This window comes from Kitasatospora sp. A2-31 (assembly GCF_022288725.1).
In the GTDB taxonomy this organism is placed as follows: domain Bacteria; phylum Actinomycetota; class Actinomycetes; order Streptomycetales; family Streptomycetaceae; genus Kitasatospora.
Genome location: NZ_JAKNTA010000002.1, coordinates 422,489 through 441,330, shown reverse-complemented (window position 1 = coordinate 441,330; position 18,842 = coordinate 422,489). Strand labels below are relative to the sequence as shown.

General features: G+C 72.7%; 16 protein-coding genes. 3 read left to right on the top strand and 13 right to left on the bottom strand.

Annotated elements, in window-relative coordinates; translation table 11 throughout:
* Window positions 1-11: 11 nt before the first annotated feature.
* The gene (locus MCM47_RS06745) at window positions 12-617 is read right to left on the bottom strand and encodes a dihydrofolate reductase (RefSeq protein WP_305067943.1); all 606 of its coding nucleotides are present in this window, start codon (window positions 615-617) and stop codon (window positions 12-14) included.
* A gap of 68 nt (window positions 618-685) precedes the next feature.
* Entirely contained in the window at window positions 686-2,011 is a 1,326-nt protein-coding gene (locus tag MCM47_RS06740) for a YncE family protein (RefSeq protein ID WP_238859463.1), read from the bottom strand.
* Window positions 2,012-2,157: 146 nt separating this feature from the next.
* Here MCM47_RS06740 and MCM47_RS06735 point away from each other — a divergent pair, with 146 nt between their 5' ends.
* Window positions 2,158-2,793 carry a TetR/AcrR family transcriptional regulator gene (locus MCM47_RS06735; protein ID WP_238859461.1) on the top strand — a complete coding sequence of 212 codons (636 nt, stop codon included), beginning with the start codon at window positions 2,158-2,160 and terminating at the stop codon, window positions 2,791-2,793.
* Between the two features lie 472 nt (window positions 2,794-3,265).
* Here the strand turns inward: MCM47_RS06735 and MCM47_RS06730 are convergent, their stop codons facing one another.
* From MCM47_RS06730 to MCM47_RS06680, 11 genes are all read right to left on the bottom strand, one after another.
* A complete protein-coding gene (locus MCM47_RS06730) occupies window positions 3,266-4,672 on the bottom strand; it encodes a M48 family metalloprotease (protein ID WP_238859459.1) in 1,407 nt (468 codons plus the stop codon).
* A 59-nt stretch (window positions 4,673-4,731) separates the two neighbouring features.
* Window positions 4,732-5,187 carry a hypothetical protein gene (locus tag MCM47_RS06725; protein WP_238859457.1) on the bottom strand — a complete coding sequence of 152 codons (456 nt, stop codon included), beginning with the start codon at window positions 5,185-5,187 and terminating at the stop codon, window positions 4,732-4,734.
* Between the two features lie 191 nt (window positions 5,188-5,378).
* Window positions 5,379-6,320, bottom strand: a complete 942-nt coding sequence (gene bla / locus MCM47_RS06720) for a class A beta-lactamase (RefSeq protein ID WP_238859455.1) — start codon at window positions 6,318-6,320, stop codon at window positions 5,379-5,381.
* A 187-nt stretch (window positions 6,321-6,507) separates the two neighbouring features.
* Window positions 6,508-7,566, bottom strand: a complete 1,059-nt coding sequence (locus MCM47_RS06715; protein WP_238859453.1) for a phosphatidylinositol-specific phospholipase C domain-containing protein — start codon at window positions 7,564-7,566, stop codon at window positions 6,508-6,510.
* 272 nt (window positions 7,567-7,838) lie between these two features.
* Window positions 7,839-8,360 carry a hypothetical protein gene (locus tag MCM47_RS06710; RefSeq protein ID WP_238859451.1) on the bottom strand — a complete coding sequence of 174 codons (522 nt, stop codon included), beginning with the start codon at window positions 8,358-8,360 and terminating at the stop codon, window positions 7,839-7,841.
* Between the two features lie 242 nt (window positions 8,361-8,602).
* Entirely contained in the window at window positions 8,603-10,225 is a 1,623-nt protein-coding gene (locus MCM47_RS06705; RefSeq protein ID WP_238859450.1) for a DUF58 domain-containing protein, read from the bottom strand.
* Window positions 10,222-11,307: a MoxR family ATPase gene (locus tag MCM47_RS06700; protein ID WP_238859448.1), complete on the bottom strand. Its 1,086-nt coding sequence runs from the start codon at window positions 11,305-11,307 to the stop codon at window positions 10,222-10,224. Before MCM47_RS06700 ends, MCM47_RS06705 begins: the two co-directional genes overlap by 4 nt.
* 149 nt (window positions 11,308-11,456) lie before the next feature.
* Entirely contained in the window at window positions 11,457-12,002 is a 546-nt protein-coding gene (locus MCM47_RS06695; RefSeq protein WP_238859446.1) for a hypothetical protein, read from the bottom strand.
* On the bottom strand, window positions 11,999-13,069 hold the full coding sequence (locus MCM47_RS06690; RefSeq protein ID WP_238859444.1) for a DUF4129 domain-containing protein: 1,071 nt from the start codon (window positions 13,067-13,069) through the stop codon (window positions 11,999-12,001). The genes MCM47_RS06695 and MCM47_RS06690 overlap by 4 nt, the downstream gene beginning before the upstream one ends.
* Before the next feature lie 189 nt (window positions 13,070-13,258).
* Entirely contained in the window at window positions 13,259-13,672 is a 414-nt protein-coding gene (locus tag MCM47_RS06685; protein WP_238859442.1) for a cupin domain-containing protein, read from the bottom strand.
* 223 nt (window positions 13,673-13,895) lie between these two features.
* Entirely contained in the window at window positions 13,896-14,903 is a 1,008-nt protein-coding gene (locus MCM47_RS06680) for an MsnO8 family LLM class oxidoreductase (protein WP_238859440.1), read from the bottom strand.
* 495 nt (window positions 14,904-15,398) lie between these two features.
* Here MCM47_RS06680 and MCM47_RS06675 point away from each other — a divergent pair, with 495 nt between their 5' ends.
* Both MCM47_RS06675 and MCM47_RS06670 read left to right on the top strand, forming a co-directional pair.
* Window positions 15,399-18,101 carry a CHAT domain-containing protein gene (locus tag MCM47_RS06675; RefSeq protein ID WP_238859438.1) on the top strand — a complete coding sequence of 901 codons (2,703 nt, stop codon included), beginning with the start codon at window positions 15,399-15,401 and terminating at the stop codon, window positions 18,099-18,101.
* A gap of 70 nt (window positions 18,102-18,171) precedes the next feature.
* Entirely contained in the window at window positions 18,172-18,789 is a 618-nt protein-coding gene (locus MCM47_RS06670) for an NUDIX hydrolase (protein WP_238859435.1), read from the top strand.
* Window positions 18,790-18,842: the final 53 nt, after the last annotated feature.

Genomic DNA, 18,842 nt, shown 5'->3' with positions numbered 1-18,842 from the left:
CGCGCACCGGGCTACCGGCGGCGTTCGTACCGGAGGATCCGGTAGCGCAGCCCGGTGGTCGAGGAGCGCCAGCCCTGCTCCTCGACCACGCTCCACTCCGGGCCCAAGGTGGGGGCGTAGGTGTCCCCTGCCACCGACAGGTCGATCTCGGTCACCGACAGCGTCACGGCGTGCTCCAGGGCGGCGCGGTAGATCTGCCCGCCGCCGATCACCCACACCTGCGCAGCGGCCGACGCCGCGGACCCGGCGGCCAGCTCCAGGGCCTCGCCGACGGAGCCGGCCCGTTCGGCGCCGGCCGCCGTCCACCGCGGATCGCGGGTCACCACGATGTTGCGCCGGCCGGGCAGCGGGCGGAACCGCGGCGGGAGCGCGTCCCAGGTCCGGCGGCCCATGACCACCGGGTGGCCGACCGTGGTGGTCCGGAAGTGCTCCAGGTCCTCGGGCAGCCGCCACGGCATGTCGCCGTCGGCACCGATCACGCCGTCGAGGGTCTGCGCCCAGATCAGCCCGACCCTCGTACCGCGACCGGTGCCGTGGCCCGGGCCGGACCCGACGGGCGGTGCGGGCGGCCGGCCGCCGCCGCATCGGAGCGGGTCGTCGTCCTGGGGGTCCGTCATGACCGGCGATTCTACCGATCACCGGCGGCGCGCCCGGCCGCGGCCGCCACCCGCGTCCGCTCCCGCCGTCAGCCGCCCGACGGGCCGGTCCAGCCGGCCGCGACGTGGCCGAGGCGGACGCGTTGCGGGTGGTCGCCGACCGGCACGGACGCCGTCCTGAGCCCGGTCGCGAAGTCGATCGCGGTGACCCGGTCGGCGCCGCTCTCCGAGATGACGCAGGACTTGCCGTCGCCGCTCACGGTGGCCCAGTACGGCTTCGAGGCGGGCACCAGCGGCCCCTCCTGCAAGGTGGCGCGGTCGACGACCGTCGCGTAGTCGTCCATCGTCCCGGCGACGCACAGCTTGTCGCCGGCGGGGCTCATCGAGAGGCCGTGGTGCCGCGAGTCGTTGACCCAGGTGGTGCGGTCCTCGCTGGTCGCCGGATTCTTGGGCAGGGTCTTGATCCGGGTGATCCGGTCACCGGCCACGTCGTACTCCACGAAGCCGTTGAAGAACGACACCTGGAAGTAGAGCTTCGACTCGTCGGGGGTGAAGGCGGCCGGGCGGATCGCGTCGGAGAGATCCGAGCGGCCGAAGGCGTCGAGCCGTTCGCGCATGTCGATCACCCTGGTCTGGGCGAAGGTGTCCGCATCCACCACGGTGATCCGGCGGTCGCCCTTCGTCCAGTCGAGCCAGGGCGCGTCGAGGGCGGTGTTCACCTCGCCGATCGACATGTTCCAGATCCGCCGGCCGCCGTCCGTGAACAGGTTCTCGTGCGGCTTGTCCCCGGTCTTGAAGGAGCCGAGCTGCGCACCGGTGCGGACGTCCAGCACGTGGACGGTGTCGGAGGTGGAGGCGGAGACCGCCACCCGGGTGCCGTCCGGGGAGAGCGCCATGTGGTCGGAGCGGTAGCCGGAGACCGGGAAGCGCCAGTTGATCCGCCCGGTGGCGAGGTCGATGGAGACCACGTCGGCGAAGCTCGGCCGGGAGACGACCACGGCGGTGCCGTCCGGCGTGGAGTACATGTCGTCGACGAACTGGTCGTGGCCCTCCCCCGGGCCGAGCCGGATGCCCAGGAAGTAGGCGAGCTTGACGGGGTTGAGGTAGATCTCGGCGAGCCGCTGGTCCTTGTCCGGGATCACGTCGATACGCCCGACCCGGGCGAGGTCGCCGGTGGAGCGGATGACGTCCGCCGTACCGTCCCAGTTGTTGCCGACGAACATCACCTCCCGCAGCCCCGGGCCCGCGGCGGGCGCGGAGGCGGGCGCGGAGGCGGACGCTGCGGCGGGCGCGGCGGCCGAGGCGGTGAGGGCCAAGCCCAGGGCGGCTGCGAGGCCGCCGAGGGCCCGGGTCCGCCGGGAGATCCGGCGCGGGCGAGGCGGACGGGGCGGGGCGGGGTGTGCGGGGGCTGTCATCGCCGCTCCTTCGCGAGAACGCGCAGAGTCTGAAAAGGAGGTTTGTCAGATTGCGTTACTCGACGGTAGGGACGACCTGGCGACCCTGGCAAGACGTCGGTGGGCAACAATTGAAGGATCATCAGCGGCGATCGAGGGCGGCGGCAGTGGCAGGTGGGCCGACGGGCACGTACGGCGGACGGTCCGCACAGGAGCGCAGGGCCGAGCGGCGCGAACGCTTCCTCCGGGCCGCCCTGGACCAGTTCGGCGACCGGCCGGGCTACCGGGCCGCCTCGGTGACGGCGCTCTGCGAGGCGGCCGGCCTGTCCACCCGCCAGTTCTACGAGGAGTTCCGCAATCTGGAGGACGTCCTCGCCCAGCTGCACCTGGTGGTCAACGACTGGACGGAGCACGCCGTCCTGGCCGCCCTCGGCGACTCCGCGGGCCTCGCCTTCGAGGCGCGGATCAGGGCGGTGCTGCGCGCCTACGTCGCGGCGGCGACGGACGACCCGCGCCGGCTGCGGATCGCCTTCGTCGAGATCATCGGCGTCAGCGCGGAGCTGGAGCGCCAGCGGCTGGTCCGGCGCGCCCGCTGGGTGGAGCTGATCCTCGCCGAGGCCCGGGCGGCCGCGGAACGCGGCGAGGCCACCGAGCGGGACTACCGGATCGCGGCCACGGCGTTCATCGGCGCCGTCAACGGGCTGCTGCACGACTGGACGGCCGGCCAGTTCGAGGCCTCGATGGACCAGGTGGTGGACGAGCTGGTCACGCTCCTGCTGGGGGTGGTCCGCCGGCCCGCCTGAGGGCGGCACGCCCCGGCGTCCCCGGCCGGGACGGGTACCGCGGTGGGGTACCGGAGCTCCGGGCTGGGGCGGCCTGCGCGCGCCCACGGCCTGCTCGCCTTTCGCTCCCGGCCCCGGCGGCGGACCATGGAGGTCGGGACCCGCCCTCGGCGGGCCCCTCCGCGGAGCACCGCCCTCGCCGCCCGCGCGGCACCACTTCCCCGAGGGCCGGTGCCGACCGACCGGGAGAGGAGCGGCCATGTCGTCGAAGCGGCGCCGGAAGAAGAAGGCACGCAGCCGGAGCAAGGCCAACCACGGCCGTCGGCCCCAGTGCTGACCCCCCCGGCCCGCCCCATCGGCGCCCCGGCCACCCGGCCGGCCGCCACCGGGGCGGGCCGGGCCCGCCCCGGTGGCGGCCAGGGCCAGGACTCATCGGTCGGGCCGCCGAGCTGCGGATCGGGCGGATCGACCGGAGAGGGACTTCGGCTGCCACTCAACCGAACTGGGCGACGACCACGAGCACGACGAGGTAGACCGCGATCAACCCCAGCCGCCAACTGATCGACATCGTGGTATAGCGGAGAATCCAACCATCACCCCTGGCAGGAATCCTCAAGCCGAACCGGGGGATCACTTGCCGCGCACACACGATCATCTCAAACGCCGACGCTGCCAGGACGACTGAATTCGCAGCGATCGCCCGACCCAGCCACGCAGGAGCAACCAGCAAGACGGGCGCAAGCGCGTACGGAATCATCACTGCCGCGCCGGCATACAGCAGGAACTGCAGCGGGGTGCCGCCGGAATCGACTATTTCCGATCGAACCAGGGTTCTATACCTTTGATCCCACGTGGGATGGATCCGCCAGAGACCGCAGAACCACCGCCCCGCCGCCCATAACCATCGCGAACCGCCGGAACGGCGTCCGGCCATATCGCCCTCGCGCGCCATGCGCCACATGACCGGATCGGCGCCGAACGCGACGGCGTCGAGATCCGCCACCAGCTCACGCCGTCGGAGGATGTCGGCGAGAGCCAGATAGGTCAATGCGGCAAGCGAAAGCGAAAGCGCTGCCATGCCCGAGCGCAGTTCTGCTTCGGGAGAGCAGCCACGCTCCGTCCCCCATAGCAATCCCTTCAGTAGGGCCCAGCAGGTGACCAGTTGGCACGGCAACAACACGACCGGAAGATAGATCCGCCATAGCGCCACAACGACATAGGCAATGTCCACGTCACCATTGCGAATGTGCGCCAGTTCATGCAGTACCACAGCTTCGAACATCTTTGGCTGCCGGTCACGGCGCATCACCAGGTTGCCGTCCAGGCACACCGAATGCCTCCCGCCTCGACCGAACGCGACGGCCCCGGCCGACGACGCACCGGCATCCACGACAAAGCCGGGTGGTCGGCGGAGACCGGTCTGTACCACCAGTCGGGACAGGTGTTCCGTCAGTGATTCGCGTGGCCCGGATTCCGGCGCACGCTCTTCGGCGGGATGCCGCAGCCGCCATTCCTCTGCGGTCCAGATCATAGGCGGCCGTCGCTGCTGAGCGGGAGCAGCCGCCTCCGGCCGAAGTTCGAACTCGAAGTCCGCAGCGGGGACAAGGCACCGCCGGTGACGCCGCCACGATGGCAGCAGCCAGTACAGTGCCAGCGCCGCACACACGACAGCTCCCGTCCCGGCCAGATCGATGTGCAGTGCCACCGACGCCGCACCCGAGCAGTAGTCCTGGAGGTGCCCGCCTCGGACCATGCGATCCCATTGGTCGGCGAGGGACAGACTGTGATCCGCGTCGCCACGGTGGGCGCAGCCCGTGTCCGAGCACCATGACTGGACCGTCAACACCGTGGTGTTGATCTGGGAGATGCACGACGACAGGAGCAGCCCCAGCAGCAGCACGAAACGCCGTGTGGTGCCTCGCCCCAAGATCGCCTGGTCGACCCGGGGAAGCACGGAGTCTACGGAGTGGTCTCGCGCGCCAGCCGCGAGACCACCGCGTCGGCCAGTGCTTGGGCCTGCGGCCCCTCGATGCCGGCATCGGCCGCGCGATCCAGCACTTTGCGGTGTACGAAATCCAGTTGCTCGGACGACAGTGGCGGTATGGCCTCCGACTGCGTCCGCGAACGTCTCAGGAGGCGACGTGCTCCTGACCCGAGACGGCCGATCAAGCTGTCAGCCGCCATACCCGCACCGCGATTGACAACCTCGCTGACCACCAACCACACCACGGGAGTCACGAAGGAAGCAGCCTCGGTCAGGCCGAATCCCAGCATGTCCGACTTGCCGTTCCGGCGACGGAGCACGCGGGTGATCTGCGCGTCATCCAGCGACCGAAGACTGTCAATGACGGGCAGCTCCTGCGGGGCTGCGGCGGCCACGATCTCCCGGGTTGCCTCACGCACTACGGTGCCCATGAACCCAATTCTACGTTGCACGACGTGAGTTGATGACACATTACGGAAACTCGTTGCACGCGACCCGAAGGGAAGACAGAGAAGCCCCGCAGTCCCGCTGCTCGCGCTCCCCCGCTGCCCTGCCCGGACCCCGCATGGCCGGAAGGCACGGGGTCCGGGCGGCCCGGGGCGTGGTCCCGCAGCCGGTGGGCTCAGCTCAGGGTCTCGGCGACCAGCTCGGCGGCGCGCTTGACCATCTCGTTGTGCTGGGGGCCCGCGGCCGACCGGGTGGTCGTGTGCACGGCCACCACGATCGGCCTCCGGTTCGGCGGCCGGACGACGCCCACGTCGTTCGACACGCCGTAGGCCGATCCGCCGCCGGTCTTGTCGGCGAGGACCCAGCCCGGCGGGAAGCCGGCCCGGAACCGGTCGGTGTTGGTGGTGTTGGCGATCATCCAGGCGGTCAGCCGGGCCCGGTCGCGGGGTTCGAGCACGTCACCGAGGAGCACCTGCGCGAACGTCCGCGCGATGGCGCGGGGGCTGGTGGTGTCGGTGCTGCGCCACGGCTCGGCCGAGTTGAGCTCCGGCTCCCAGCGGTCGAGCCTGGTCCGCCCGTCCCCGACGGAGCGGCAGAAGCGGGTGACCGCCGTCGGGCCGCCCAGCTCGCGGAGCAGCAGGTTCGCGGCGGCGTTGTCGCTCTGGCCGACGGCGGCGGCGCACAGTTCCTCGACCGTCATGCCGGTGGCGAGGTGATCCTTGGTCACCGGCGCGTAGTCGGCGTCCTTGACGTCCTGCTCCGTGTAGTGGATCCGCTTGGCCAGGAACTCGCCGTCCCGGTCGAGATCCCGCAGCACGGCCGCCACGGCCAGCGGCTTGAAGACCGAGCAGAGCGGGAACAGCTCGTCCGCCCGGTACGCCAGCGTCCGTCCGGTGCCGGTGTCGTGGGCGAACAGCCCGATCCGGGCGGCGTACCGGCTTTCCAGGCCGGCCAGTTCCCCGCACAGGGCGCCGGCCGCTCCGGCCGCCGTGCCGGCGGCGGCAGGGGCGGCGGCCGCGTACGCCCGCCCGGTCGAGGCCAGGCCGGCGGCCAGCGCCGTCCCCGCTCCGAGGGCCAGGACCGCCCGGCGGGACCGCCGTGCTCCGGTGGTTTCCATCACCGTCTCCTCCATGAGTGATCGACACGTCACTGATCACCACGCCTTGAGGAGGGAAGACGTTCCACGCGGATCCTCGCGAGCCCCAGCCTCCGGCCGATCACCCTGCCGTCGTGGTCGTCGAGGGCCGCGCACGCCCCGGATCCGTAGGGGGCGTGCGCGGCTACCGGCGGGCCGGCGGCGGCCGTCAGCCGCGCGGCAGGACGAGGGACTGGACGGCGGGCAGGTGGCGCCAGTCGCTGGAGACGATGCTGGCGTGCGCCCGGGCGAGCTGTTCGGTGCGGGCGCGGGCCTGGTCGGCGGTCGGGTCGGTGGCGCTGATGGCGGGGGCGACGTTCTGGGCGTCCGTCATCACCAGGAGGTAGTGCCGGCCGTCGTACCAGGAGGTGTCGATGCCACCGGTGTAGGCCGCGGCGTCGCCGTCGAAGACCACGAACCACGGGCGGATCGCCGTTTCCCCGTAGCCGGTGCGCGGGTCGCCGGCCTTGGCGCCGTGCACGGCGGGGAAGACCTGGGCGTCGCCGATCCGGCCGGCCGAGGCGAGGTCGCGCAGGTGGCGGCCGTACTCGACGTCGGTGTGGAGGGTGTCGAAGGGGTTGCCCTCCTCGAACGTGCCGGGGATGACGTACACCAGCACCCGCCCGGCGAGGGACGACCGGGTCGGCCAGTTGCCCGCCCGGGCCGCCTCGTCGGCGTTCGCGTACGAGCCGCCGCCGGGCTTGGCCAGCAGGTCGGCGGGCCGGAAGACCGCGGAGCCGAGGTGGCCGGCGATCAGCGCGTCCAGCTGGGCGGGGCCCATGCCGCGGTTGGCGGCGAAGCCGCCCTTGAGTTCCAGCTTGACCACCAGCGGCCCGGCGGCCGGGTGGGCGCCGAGCCAGACCCGGACGTCGTCCAGGCAGGTCTCCAGGTTCTTGTTGCCCCCGCCGGTGTAGAGCTGGGCCGGGGTGCCGGCGGTGACGCAGTTGTTGGAGTTGCCGAGCGGGTTGGAGTGGCTGACTTTCCACTCCTTGGTGATGGTGTCCGTCCAGGCGTCCAGCTCGATCATGCCGGTGCCGGTGTCCAGGCTCTGCGCGAGGTAGCCGAACGCGGCCGGGTCGTAGGTGTTGTGCAGACCGACCGTGGTGGCCGAGCCGAAGGGGAGGCTGCCGTCGCCGGCCGCCGTCGCGGGCTGCAGCGGGAGCAGGGCGGCGGCTGCGGTGAGCAGGCCGGTGGCGAGTGCGCCGGTGATGGTACGGCGAGCGGTCACGGTTGCTGTCTCCTCGTCGGAAGCGGGGGCTGTGCGGCCGACCCGAAGGATCGGCTGCCTGAGCATGCTTCAGATGAAGAAGACACGACAAGGTGGTGACGGCTCGCCACCACTCTGGGACACCTGCCGGCGCAACCGGGACCGTCGGGCTCGAACGGCGGCCGGACGGCAGCCGAACGGTGGCAGGACGGTGGCAGGACGGTGGCAGGAGGGGCCACCGGGCACCTCACCACCCGTCGCAGGAACCCGGCCGCCGACGGATCGACGGCCGTTCAGCTCCCGCGCCCCGGCTCCGCTCCGGCCGCGTCCGCCCCGCCGGGGTGGCGGCGGCTGTGCAGGGCCAGGCCGACGCCCACCGCGGCCACCACGACGCCGAGCACCGCGACCGGGCGCGACCAGTCCTGCGCCCCGGTCGGGGCGAACGCCGGTGGCAGGACCAGCGCGGACGCTGCGAGGGCGGCGAGCGCGTGCGCGGGGCGCGGGCGCCGGCGGTCCGGCCCGAGGGCGTCGACGAGCAGCAGATAGCCGACCAGCAGGACGGCCACGGCCGCACCCCGCCACAGCGACGGCTCGCCCAGCGCCGCGAGCACCACGCCGCCGGTGGCGAGCACGGTGGTGCGATGGGCTGCGAGCCGGGCCGGCCAGGTGGTGGGACGGCGGGCCGGCAGGGGCGGCGGCGGGGCGGCCCAGGTCGCGAGGGCCAGTGCGGCCACCAGGCCGACCGGGCCCAGCCGGGCCGCGCCGCCCTCGCCGCCGGCTCCGGCGGCGGCCAGCACCAGTGCGTCGCCGACCACGCAGAGGGCCGTCCGCTCGGCCCACGGCGCCCAGCGCGGCGCCGCCGCTCTCGTCGGCGCGACGGCCGGCCCTTCGCCGGTCCGCGCGGGCGCCGAGGCCGGGCCCGGCGGGCCTGAGCCCGGTCCGGCCGGACCGGCCGGACCGGCCGTCGGGGAGGTCCCGCTCGTCGGGCCGCTCGTCGGGCCGCTCGTCAGACCTGAGACCGGACCGGCCGTCGGGGACGTCCCGCTCCTCGGGTCGCTCATCGGACTCCTCCCCCGATCCGGCGGCGCAGCAGTGGTGCGAGGGCGAGGTCGAGCGCCTCACCGGCGGTGTGGCGGGCGACCGGGACGCCGCGGGCCCGCAGGGCCGCGCGCATCGCCTCGCGTTCGGCCCGCCAGAGCCGCAGGGCGAGGGCGCCGACCTCGTCGCCCGGTTCCACCGACGGCTCGCCGACCGGGATCTCCACCACGACGAGCGGGTTGCCGCGGTCGCCGATGCGGCCCAGCACGTCCAGGATCCGCTGGTCGGCGAGCGTGGTGAACGCGTAGACCAGCGCGTGGCGCGGCAGGGCGGGCAGCGGCAGCTGCGGCAGGAGGGGACCGCGGTGGGCGCGGTCCTGACGGACCTCCAGCACGCTCTCGACCATCCGGTAGAACTGTCGGTCCCCGGTGGCCGCGGTGAGCCAGCGGAGCTGACCGCCCACGGCGACCAGGCCGATCCGGTCGTGCCGTCGCAGGTAGGCGCGGGTGAGGCCGGCGGCCGCGCGCAGGCTCTCGTCCAGGCTGGACACCCCGGTGGCCGGGTCGTGGACATCACCGAGGGTGTCGAGCAGGACGACGGCGTCGGCGGCCCGCTCGGCGGCGAACTGGTTGATCTGGATGCTGCCGCGGCGGGTGGTGGAGGGCCAGTGGATGCGCCGCTGCCGCTCGCCGTGGACGGAGGGGCGCACGCCGATCACCTCGACGCCGCTGCCGTCGTGGTCGGTGGTGTGCTCGCCGAGGCGTTCGGGCAGCCGGACCGGGATCGGGGTCAGGCCGGCCGCGCTGGGGACCGGGAAGACGTCGGCGGTGCCGAGCTCGGTGCGCAGGGTGCGGCGGGCCAGCGAGCCGGCGTCGTAGACGTCGACGTCGACGGTGCCCAGGCTCCAGCGGCCCCAACTGTCGGCGCGCAGGGCGAGGTCCACCCCGGCGGGCCGCACGGTCAGCGCCTCCAGGGCGAGGCCGGGCCCGAGGACGACGGTGGGGTCGAGCGGGCCGATCCGCCCGTCGTGCTCCACCTGGATGCGCACGGTGATGCGCTCGCCCTCGAAGCAGCGGCGTGGGGTGACGGTGGCGGTCGTGGCCAGCGTGGTGGGCCGGCTGTCGCCGGGGGCCGCCAGCACGAGCAGGACGGCGGGGCCCGCGGCCAGGGCGAGCAGCCAGGCGTGGCCGGTGGCCAGGGCGGCCGCCGCGGCGGCCACGGCGACGGTGAGCAGGCGCAGCGTCTGCTCGCCGGGCCGCCAGTGCGGGGAGGGCGGGGTGCTGGGCAGGCCCTCCGCGGTGGCGCGGGCGCTCCGGGCGAGGATGCGGGCGGTGATCGGGTCGCCCGGCGCGGCCCCGGCGAAGCGCCGGGCGCCCCGGCGGCGCGAATCCGGTGCCGGGCGGCCCGGCGCGGCGCCGGCCGTGGTCATGACCGGACCGCGGGTCGGGGTGGTCGCTGCTCCCCCGGCGCCCGCCGTAGCCGTGGCCGTGGCTGCGGCCGTAGACGTGGCCGTGGCGAGGCGGCGGACCGGGCGGCGCCCCCGTTCCCCGGTCTGGGCGGCGAGCCGGCCGGCCCGCTGTGCGGGCGGTTCGGCCGCCGGGGTGCCGGCCGCCCCGGCGCCGGCGGGTCGTTCGGCGGTCACCGCGCGGCGTCCGCGCCCGAGCCGGCGGCATCGGAGGCCCGCGGCAGGGTCTGCGGGGCCGGGACGGTGGCGACCACCCGGGCCAGCACCTCGTCCGCGTCGATCTGGCGCACCCACAGCTCCGGCTTGAGGGTGATGCGGTGGGCCAGGGCGGGCACGGCCAGCGCCTTGACGTCCTCCGGCGTGAGGAAGTCGCGGCCCTCCAGCATCGCGCGGGCGCGGGCCAGCTGCACCAGCGCGAGGCCGCCGCGGGGCGAGGCGCCGACCTGGATCTGCGGGTCGTTGCGCGTGGCGTCGACCAGGGCGATCACGTAGTCGACGAGGTCGTCGTCCACCTCGACGCGCTCCACGGCGGCCCGCATGGCGAGCAGTTCGGCGGGGCTGCTGACGGCGTCCAGGACCGTCTCGGGAGCCGACCGGTCCAGCCGGGCCCGCAGCATCGCGGCCTCCAGACCGGTGGACAGGTAGCCCATCCGCACCCGGAGCAGGAAGCGGTCCAGCTGGGCCTCGGGCAGGGAGTAGGTGCCCTCGTACTCGATCGGGTTGGCGGTGGCGATCACCGCGAAGGGCTGCGGCAGCCGGCGGGTCGCCCCGTCGACGGAGACCTGTCCCTCGGCCATCGCCTCCAGCAGTGCGGCCTGGGTCTTCGGCGGCGTGCGGTTGATCTCGTCGGCGAGCAGCAGCTGGGTGAAGAGCGGGCCGGGCCGGAAGACCATCTCGCCGCTGCGCTGGTCGTAGAAGGGCGCGCCGGTGACGTCGGAGGGCAGCAGGTCGGGGGTGAACTGGATCCGGCGGAAGTCCAGGCCGAGGGTGGTCGCGAAGGAGCGGGCGAGCAGGGTCTTGCCGAGCCCCGGCAGGTCCTCGATCAGCACGTGGCCGCCCGCGAGGACGCCCAGCATCACCAGGCGCAGCGCCTCGGGCTTGCCGACGACGGCTCGTTCGATCTCCTTGAGCACCGTGCGGGCGCACTCGCCGGCCTGCTGGGGCGTCAGCTCGACGGACGCGCCGGAGCCGTCCGGGGCGACCTCCGGGGCGGCCGGGGCGGCGCTCGGGTCGGCGGGGGCCTGGGGAACGGCGGTCATGGCTCTCCTGACGGGACGGTAGGGGCCCACCCGCTGCGGGCGGCGGTGCGGCGCCGGCGGGACGGGCGGGACGGGCGGGACGGGCGGTGGGCTCGGCCGCTGCGGGGCGGCACGAGGGGTGAGCGGGAGGAGGCGTGCGGGCCGGACCGCTACAGGGATTCGAGCCGGTCGACGAGGGCGAGCAGGACGTCCGGTGGGACGCTCGGCGCCGGAGCCTGGGCCGCCGGGTCGATCCACGGCCAGAGTCCGGGGCCGATCAGCTCGGCCGCCCGGCCGCGGTCACGGTCGTCGTCGAGCGAGAGGTGGTGGGCCTCCGACAGGCGGGCGGCGAACAGCCGTTGGAGTCTGCCCCGCAGGGGCTGGACGTCGCCGTCCGGGATCAGTCCCTGGCGCACGGTCCAGCGCCAGTCACCGAGGCCGGGCTCGTGCGAGTCCATCAGGCGCGACCGGCGGCGCAGGCCCACGTCCAGGACGCCGCCGCCGGCGACGTAGCGGGCGGTCGGCAGCGCGGCCAGGGCCAAGAGCACCGCCCCGGCGGCGGCCGCCGGCCGCCCGCCGACCAGGCCGAACAGGACCTCGGCCAGGACGGCCGCGACCGCCAGCTCGATCAGGCTGTGCCGGACCGAGCCGGGGGCGGGCAACTCGGCCTCGCCGTCCGTCGGTCCGGCTGCCCGGCGGCCCGGACGGGTGCTCATCGGCGGCCTCCCGAGGCGGTGGCGCGGTCGGTCGGGGCTGGACGGGCTGGACGGCCCGTCGGGGTGGCGCCATCGGCCGGGATGGCGCCGTCGGCCGGAATGGCCGGCTCCGCCAGGCGGGCCGCGATGGTGTCGAGGGCCTCCCCGGCCCGGCGGACGTGGTCGTCGTCCATCGGGTGGGTGGAGTACCGGGCCTCGCGGAAGAGCTCGGTGAGCGCGTGCGCCTGGGCCCGGTCGACCCGCTCGTCCGCCACGGCCCGCTCCAGCAGCTCCGTCGGGCTGTCGCAGATCCGCCGTTCCACCCCGGACGCCGCCAGCGACTGCTCCATCGCGGCGTAACAGGCGATCACCGCGGCCCGGGCGTCGACGCCGTGCAGGGCACGGCGCCCGGTGGCGACGGCGGCCGCGAGCACGTCCTCGGGCTCGACCTCTCCGACGACCGGCAGCGGCTCCGGCCGGCGCCGGGCGCCGTAGAGGCCCCGCAGCACCTTGACCAGGACCACCAGCGCGACCACCGCCGCGACGGCCGCCAGCGCGTACAGCACAAGGAGCACCACCGGCACCCCGTTGGGCGGCTCGGAGGGCTGCGGCAGCGCGGTGGACGCCGGTGGGGTCGGCAGCGGCGGCAGCTCGACGTCCGTGAGCAGGGGCTTCACGGGCCGCCCCTCCGCCGCGCGGTGGTGGAAGACGAAGAGCAGCACCGGCACCAGGACGGTCGCCCCGCCCAGCAGCCACACGGTGGCCTCGCGCAGCCGCTCGGCCTGCGGGGTCGGCCCGTCGAGGTGGCGGACCTCCTCGCGGAAGCGGACGGCGAAGCGCCCGACCAGCACGGCCCAGCCCCCGGCGATCAGCACGACGAAGCCGACGGCGCGCACGAACGGGTCGCCGACCGTGCCCAGCAGTCCGCCGTCCGGGCGCAGCGACGCCGCGGCGAGCAGCAGGCCGCCGAGGACCAGCAGCAGTGCGGGCCTCCGGCCCCACGAGGCGCCCGGCCGGCCGGGCCCGCCGCCCCGGGCTCCCCCGGTCCCCCGGGCGCGCCGAGGCAGGCTCGACGGCACGTCAGTCATGCGGAATCCCCCCGGTCCCACCGGCAACGCTCGATCACGCGCGCGGATGCAGCGTCGCATACCGACTGTCCCGGTGTCACCTTCCGCCGGCGCGGTCGGAGTCGCGGCGGTCGAGCGGTCGATCCGTCGCGTTCGCAGGGGAGCCGGGCCGTGCGGCCGGGGCCTCGGGGGCCCGGCGAGGCCGTCTGGTCAGGCGACGGTCGGGGGCCAGGGTCCGTCCTCCGGGCGCGCCTCCTCGGGGTCGCCCGGCCACGGCGGCATGGTCACCGCGACGATCCGCAGCGCCTCGGCGGCGTCCGCGTCGGCCCGGAACTGGAACACCGTGCCCAACGGCACCGACACCACCGTGCCGGGGTGCAGCCGCACGGTCTCCTCCCGCTCGGCCTGGCGACGCCAGAGCAGGCCGCGGCCGCCGGTGACGTGCCACAGCTCCTGGACGGTGGCGTGGGAGACCGCGCGGGTAACCTCCCCCGGGGCCAGTTCGAAGACGGCCATGCTCCCCGCGCCGTCCAGGACCAGCAACGGGTGGACGATCGCGCCGTCGGGCGCGGTCACCGTGGCGGCGTCGGCGGAGCGGGCGGTGTCGAAGGGCTGGTCGGCCATGCGGGTCCGTCCTGGTCGGCTGGCTCCGGGGCGGCGACCCCGGAGGCGGTGTTCCTGGAAGGCGGTACTCCTGCGGGCGGGGACGCCGGCGGCCGTCGGCCGGTGCGCGACGCGGTCCTCACCGCAGATCGTGTCCTGCAGGGCCCGTGGGGTCAACGGTGCCTCCGGGACGGCGGATCCGCGAACGCGGCCGCCACGCCGGGGGCGCCTGCCCGCGCTCCCCTCACGCCAGGCCGACCGCCTCCGCCAGGAGCCGGTAGGAGTCCAGCAGCGCCGCGCGGTCGTAGGTGCTGGTGGTCACCAGGTACTCGTCGGCCCGCGTCCGCTCGACCAGCGCGGCGAGCTCGGCCGCGGCCCGGGCCGGCGTGCCGGCGATGTGCCCGCGCAGGGCCTCCTGGTAGGCGGCGCGCTCGCGCGGCGTCATCGCCCGCTCCAGGATCTCCTCGGCAGGGGCGAGCGGCGGGAACTCGCCGCGGGTGCGGGCGTGGGCGCTCGACCAGGCCTCGGGGACGAGCAACCGCTCGGCCTGCTCGGTGGTCGCGGCGACCGCCACGGTGCCCGAGACCACCACGTACGGCTCCGCGGCCTGTGCCGAGGGGCGGAACCGCTGGCGATAGCGGTCGACGGCGGCCAGCATCCGCTCCTCGCCCCGCGCGGCCGCGATCACCAGCGGCAGGCCGGCGTCGGCGGCGACGTCCGCGCCGGCGCCGGTGGCCAGCACGAACGCCGGAACGTGCAGGCCCTCCGCGGGCCGGGCGTGGACGTCCCGACTGGTGCGCCCGGCGCCGTCGAAGTAGCCGATCAGCTCGGTCAGTTGCTCCGGGAAGCGGTCGGCGGCGTCCTTCTCCCGGCCGAGCGCGCGGCGCACGCCGTCGGTGAACGCCACGGAGCGTCCGAGGCCCATGTCGATCCGGTCCGGGAAGAGCGCGGCCAGTACGCCGAACTGCTCGGCGACGACCAGCGGCTGGTGGTTGGGAAGCATCACCCCGCCGGTGCCGACCCGGATCCGCGTGGTCGCCGCCGCCACCGCCGCGGCGAGCACGGTGGGCGCCGAGCCCGCCACCCCGGGCACTCCGTGGTGCTCCGACACCCAGAACCGGTGGTAACCGAGCCGCTCCACCTCCCGCGCGAACGCCACCGTGTCCCGCAGCGCCTGCGCGGGCTCCTGGCCCCGCCTGGTCCGGGACCGGTCCAGCACGGAGAGTCGGAGCGAAGGCGCGGTCGTGGTCACGTCGCCGCCAACCACGCCGGTCCGACCCGCATTCCCGTCCCGGGCACTCCCCCCGCCCGGCAGGGCGAGCACTGGCGGTGCACGGCGGATCAGGGTGGCTTTCCGGGAAGCAGTCACTCACTGTTCGGTGACGTCGGTCGCCGAAATGATCATCGCTCCCCCATAGTCGAGTCGCGCAGCCACTACGCCATCCCGCGCACGCCGACCAGCGCTTGAGTATGGTCGACAGAGGGGCTTGTAAGGAGTGCCCACAGAGCGAACAGTCATCGGTTCCTGTCGCGCGAAAGCGCGCCGGGCTGCTGCCACTCGAAGCGGTTGACCATGGGGACCGCCGCCCTCATAGAAGGTGGCGGAACCATCTCCGACATGGGCGGCGACGGAGTTTAGCTTGACGCGTCTTCACCAATCCGAGGAACCCCGCGGTGGCTTTGCGCACGACGGCCTTCCAAATCGACGCTGATCTTGGCGTTGCATGCCCTGCGCGGAAGGAGGACCATGACCCGCGACGAGCGTGACGAACGAAACGACGGAGATCTCAAGTCACGCATCAGCGACTTCGTACGTTCGGTGGACGTGGAGGATCTGATCCTCTCCTTCGACACCGACTTCGACATTCCCATGGACCAGTCCCAAGCCATCGGAGTCCTACGCCTGAGCGGTGCATACGACGGCGCGGGTGCGAGTGGCACCACCGCCGTAGCGCGACGCACCGGTGCCTTCTGGTGCGACCTGGTCAAGGCCGACGTGGAGTATGACCTGCTGCGTGGCCTGCGCCTCATCGAGGAATCCCGGACGCAAGCACAGTGGCTGCATTCACGCATCGCTCAGCAGGGCGCCGGGCACGGGGCCGTCCTGCCGTCCTATGTGACCGCCAGGTGGCACGACGGTACCGGGAGAATCCGCTACCGAACCGGCAGCTACACGCGCGCTCGCGTCGCCTTCGAGACAGCCGTCAACGTGGCCGAGGACTCAGGGCTCTGGTGGATCCTGCCTGATCTGCGCAGCAACTTCACGCGAGCCCGCTTCGAGGAGATCGGGCAGAAATCGGCGACCCGCCCCTCCCTCGACGAGCAAGCCGAGCTCCTGGACGAAATGGAGGAGTTGCGCGCACAGACGCACCGCGAGGCCGTCACACAAGGGATCGACCTGGAACGGGTGTCACCTGGAGACGCCACCCGGACGCGAGAGTTCCTTCGCGGCTACTCCAACGTTCTGCACAACCTGGCAACCGCGTTGCGCGCGAGCGGGTACGAAGACGAGTCCCAGCTGGTGTCCCGCCAATCGCTAGGAATCTCCCAGGCCCTGGGAGACGCCTACCGGACTGCCCAGTCCCTGATCAGCCTGGCGCTAGCGGACCCGGACCAAGCCGTGGACCTCTTCACGGCGGCGGCAGCCCAACCGTGGGCGCGCGGAAGACTCATCGCTCGACAGAACCTTGCACTGCACAAGGGCGGCCGCGAAGGCGTCGAGGAGTTGCGCCAGCTATTGGACGAACTGGGCAGTAACATGCCCGGAACCGGAAGCGGCCGCGAAACGGGCATGGACGTCGACTTCCACGCCTACACCGTGCGCCATTACCTCACCGTGGCAAGCAGTCTGAGCGCCGAGGAACAACCGGGCGACGTCGTAGAGCGCGAACTCGAGATGGCACGCTCGGTACGCCGGGTTGTGGTCATTCCCGCCTACAAGCGCGCCTACGCGGCGCAGGTCCGCCCGGTCTACCTCCGGCACATCGCACGGGCTATGAACGAAAGCCCTTCGCGGCAGCGCATCGAGGAGGTGTTCTCACTCGTCGAAGAGTCCACCGCCCGAGAGCTGCTCGATCTGATGTCCAACGCTTCGCTGCCACTGCTCGGTCCACCCCAGCAGAGCTCCATCTCCTCACCGCCCGTCTCCTCCTCCCCTCCGCCAGCACTTGACCCTGGGGGAGGCGCGGATACATGCACACCTGTGAGCGGCACGCGCGGCCGTCGGCGCCGATCACCACTTCGCGCTCCCACCCAGGAGAAGGAGCCAATCCCCAGGGACATCCTCGAAGCCCGTTCACAGGAATTCGAGGAGCAGTTCCTGCGGTATCCGCTGGAGTTCGCACCGCATGACGCTGAGATCGCTCACCGGCTGATGATGTACACGGGAAACAATCCGGGCACCTGCGTGGTCCGTTACTTCACGTACGGGTCCTCCGGACACAGATCAGCAGGCCTAGGTGCCCTCATCAGTCGCGACGGTTCACTTGACATGATCTCCGACATGAGTCGCGCGGACTTGCGCGACTTGGCTCAGGGAATCTGCGAGGCGGCCATAGAGGGGCCGCCTTCCAGGCAGGACTGCCACGACATGTGGACACAGCTGCTGCAGCCGGTGTGGGGGCTCATCACCCGAGGCGGCACACCCAGCCACTTGATACTCGTCCCTACCGACGAGATCTTCGCGCTGCCATTACATATGGCCCTACCCCGCAGCGGCGCGTTCCCGCTGGGTGCGATGCTCCCGCTGTCGCATTCGGTCAGCGTCACCGCCTTCGTCGGCCAGGGCCGCCACCTGCTCAAGCGGCAGCCTGTGGCTGCCGACGACGACCTCGCCGCCCTTCTCGTAACCGATGGGATCGTCACAGGCAACGAAGTGGCGAGCGCGGACTGGCCAGCCCCCTACCTGCACATCGCCGGCACCCCACCCACCGGCCTTACCGGACCGTTCCAGTCGTACCCGGCAGACTGGTCGGGTATCAAGGCTCTGGTCGCATGCAAGCCGGAATTCTTCGTCTACGCCGGCCACGGGTACTTCAGCTCCGCTCTGCAGGAGCTGGGCCCTGCCTTGAAGCTGGCAAGCGGCGACTACCTCACGCAATACGACATCGCGCTGCGCCTCAGACTCCCACGCAACAAACTTTCGATTCTCGGTGCTTGCCTGGCCGGTCAGGGAATGCAGTCCGGCGGGGGCGACGTACTGGGTTTCATGAGGTCGCTCATCGCGTCTGGCTCAGGTGTCATAGGCGTACCGCTGTGGAGTGTCTGCGACGACGCCATAGCGGACACCGTCGGCTACCTGCTCCGCACGAGCCGCATCACGGCTCGCTCCGCAGGGGCCAAAGTGTTCGATGCGGTCGAGGCGCTCTACCTTCGCTACCGGGGATCCGTCGAGGACGCCGAAGCATTTGGGGAATGGCAGGAATCCCTCCCCATCGCCCTGTACCTGTGACTCACGCCGTCCCCCCTTCGGCGCGCTGCCAGCACTTCACCAGTCTCCCCCAAGCAATGAAGGAACGAAATTGGAAGACCACGCCACTTACCGTCGCCTGCGCGAGGACCAGCCCCGGTTGTTCGACAACACTGACGCCGCCATCGAGATCATCGATGACCTAGGCCCGGTGGGCTTGATGTATTCAGACGACTACATCAGGGTCGTACGCGACCCCGTGCGCTTCCCGGACGGACGAGTCACCGGCTATGTCCGCATCCTCCACTCGGCAACCTCGCCACCCTCGGTCGTTCTCCCCTGCAATAACGGCGATATCCTCCTGCTGGAGATCTACCGGCACGCACTTCGAAGTTGGAGCCTGGAAGCTCCTCGCGGCTTCGGAACGGCTGGCTTGACCGGGGCCCAGAATGCCGCCAAGGAACTGAGAGAGGAATTGAGTGCAGCCGCAGACGAGTACAAGCCCTTGGGCGTGGTCCACCCGGACAGCGGGCTCATGTCCCAGAGTGTAGAACTCTACCTTGCCGAGATCCCTCGGATGCAGAGCATCAGCGTCCAAGCCGCCGAAGGGATCCGAAGCGCAGCCTGGCTCACCCCCGAAGAAGCTCGCGATTACATGCTCACGGGACGGATTACGGACGGCTTTACTATTGCTGCCATCGCCCTTGCGCAGGCGCGGAGACTTCTATGAGCGATGCGCGCGGCTCAGCCAGCTCGATCTCGGCACCCGCAGCCGACGCGATT

Coding starts and splice junctions, on each gene's coding strand:
- MCM47_RS06745 (WP_305067943.1), bottom strand. CDS start 617: ATGACGGACCCCCAGGACGACGACCCGCTCCGATGCGGCGGCGGCCGG.
- MCM47_RS06740 (WP_238859463.1), bottom strand. CDS start 2,011: ATGACAGCCCCCGCACACCCCGCCCCGCCCCGTCCGCCTCGCCCGCGC.
- MCM47_RS06725 (WP_238859457.1), bottom strand. CDS start 5,187: ATGGGCACCGTAGTGCGTGAGGCAACCCGGGAGATCGTGGCCGCCGCA.
- bla (WP_238859455.1), bottom strand. CDS start 6,320: ATGGAAACCACCGGAGCACGGCGGTCCCGCCGGGCGGTCCTGGCCCTC.
- MCM47_RS06700 (WP_238859448.1), bottom strand. CDS start 11,307: ATGACCGCCGTTCCCCAGGCCCCCGCCGACCCGAGCGCCGCCCCGGCC.
- MCM47_RS06695 (WP_238859446.1), bottom strand. CDS start 12,002: ATGAGCACCCGTCCGGGCCGCCGGGCAGCCGGACCGACGGACGGCGAG.
- MCM47_RS06690 (WP_238859444.1), bottom strand. CDS start 13,069: ATGACTGACGTGCCGTCGAGCCTGCCTCGGCGCGCCCGGGGGACCGGG.
- MCM47_RS06685 (WP_238859442.1), bottom strand. CDS start 13,672: ATGGCCGACCAGCCCTTCGACACCGCCCGCTCCGCCGACGCCGCCACG.
- MCM47_RS06675 (WP_238859438.1), top strand. CDS start 15,399: ATGACCCGCGACGAGCGTGACGAACGAAACGACGGAGATCTCAAGTCA.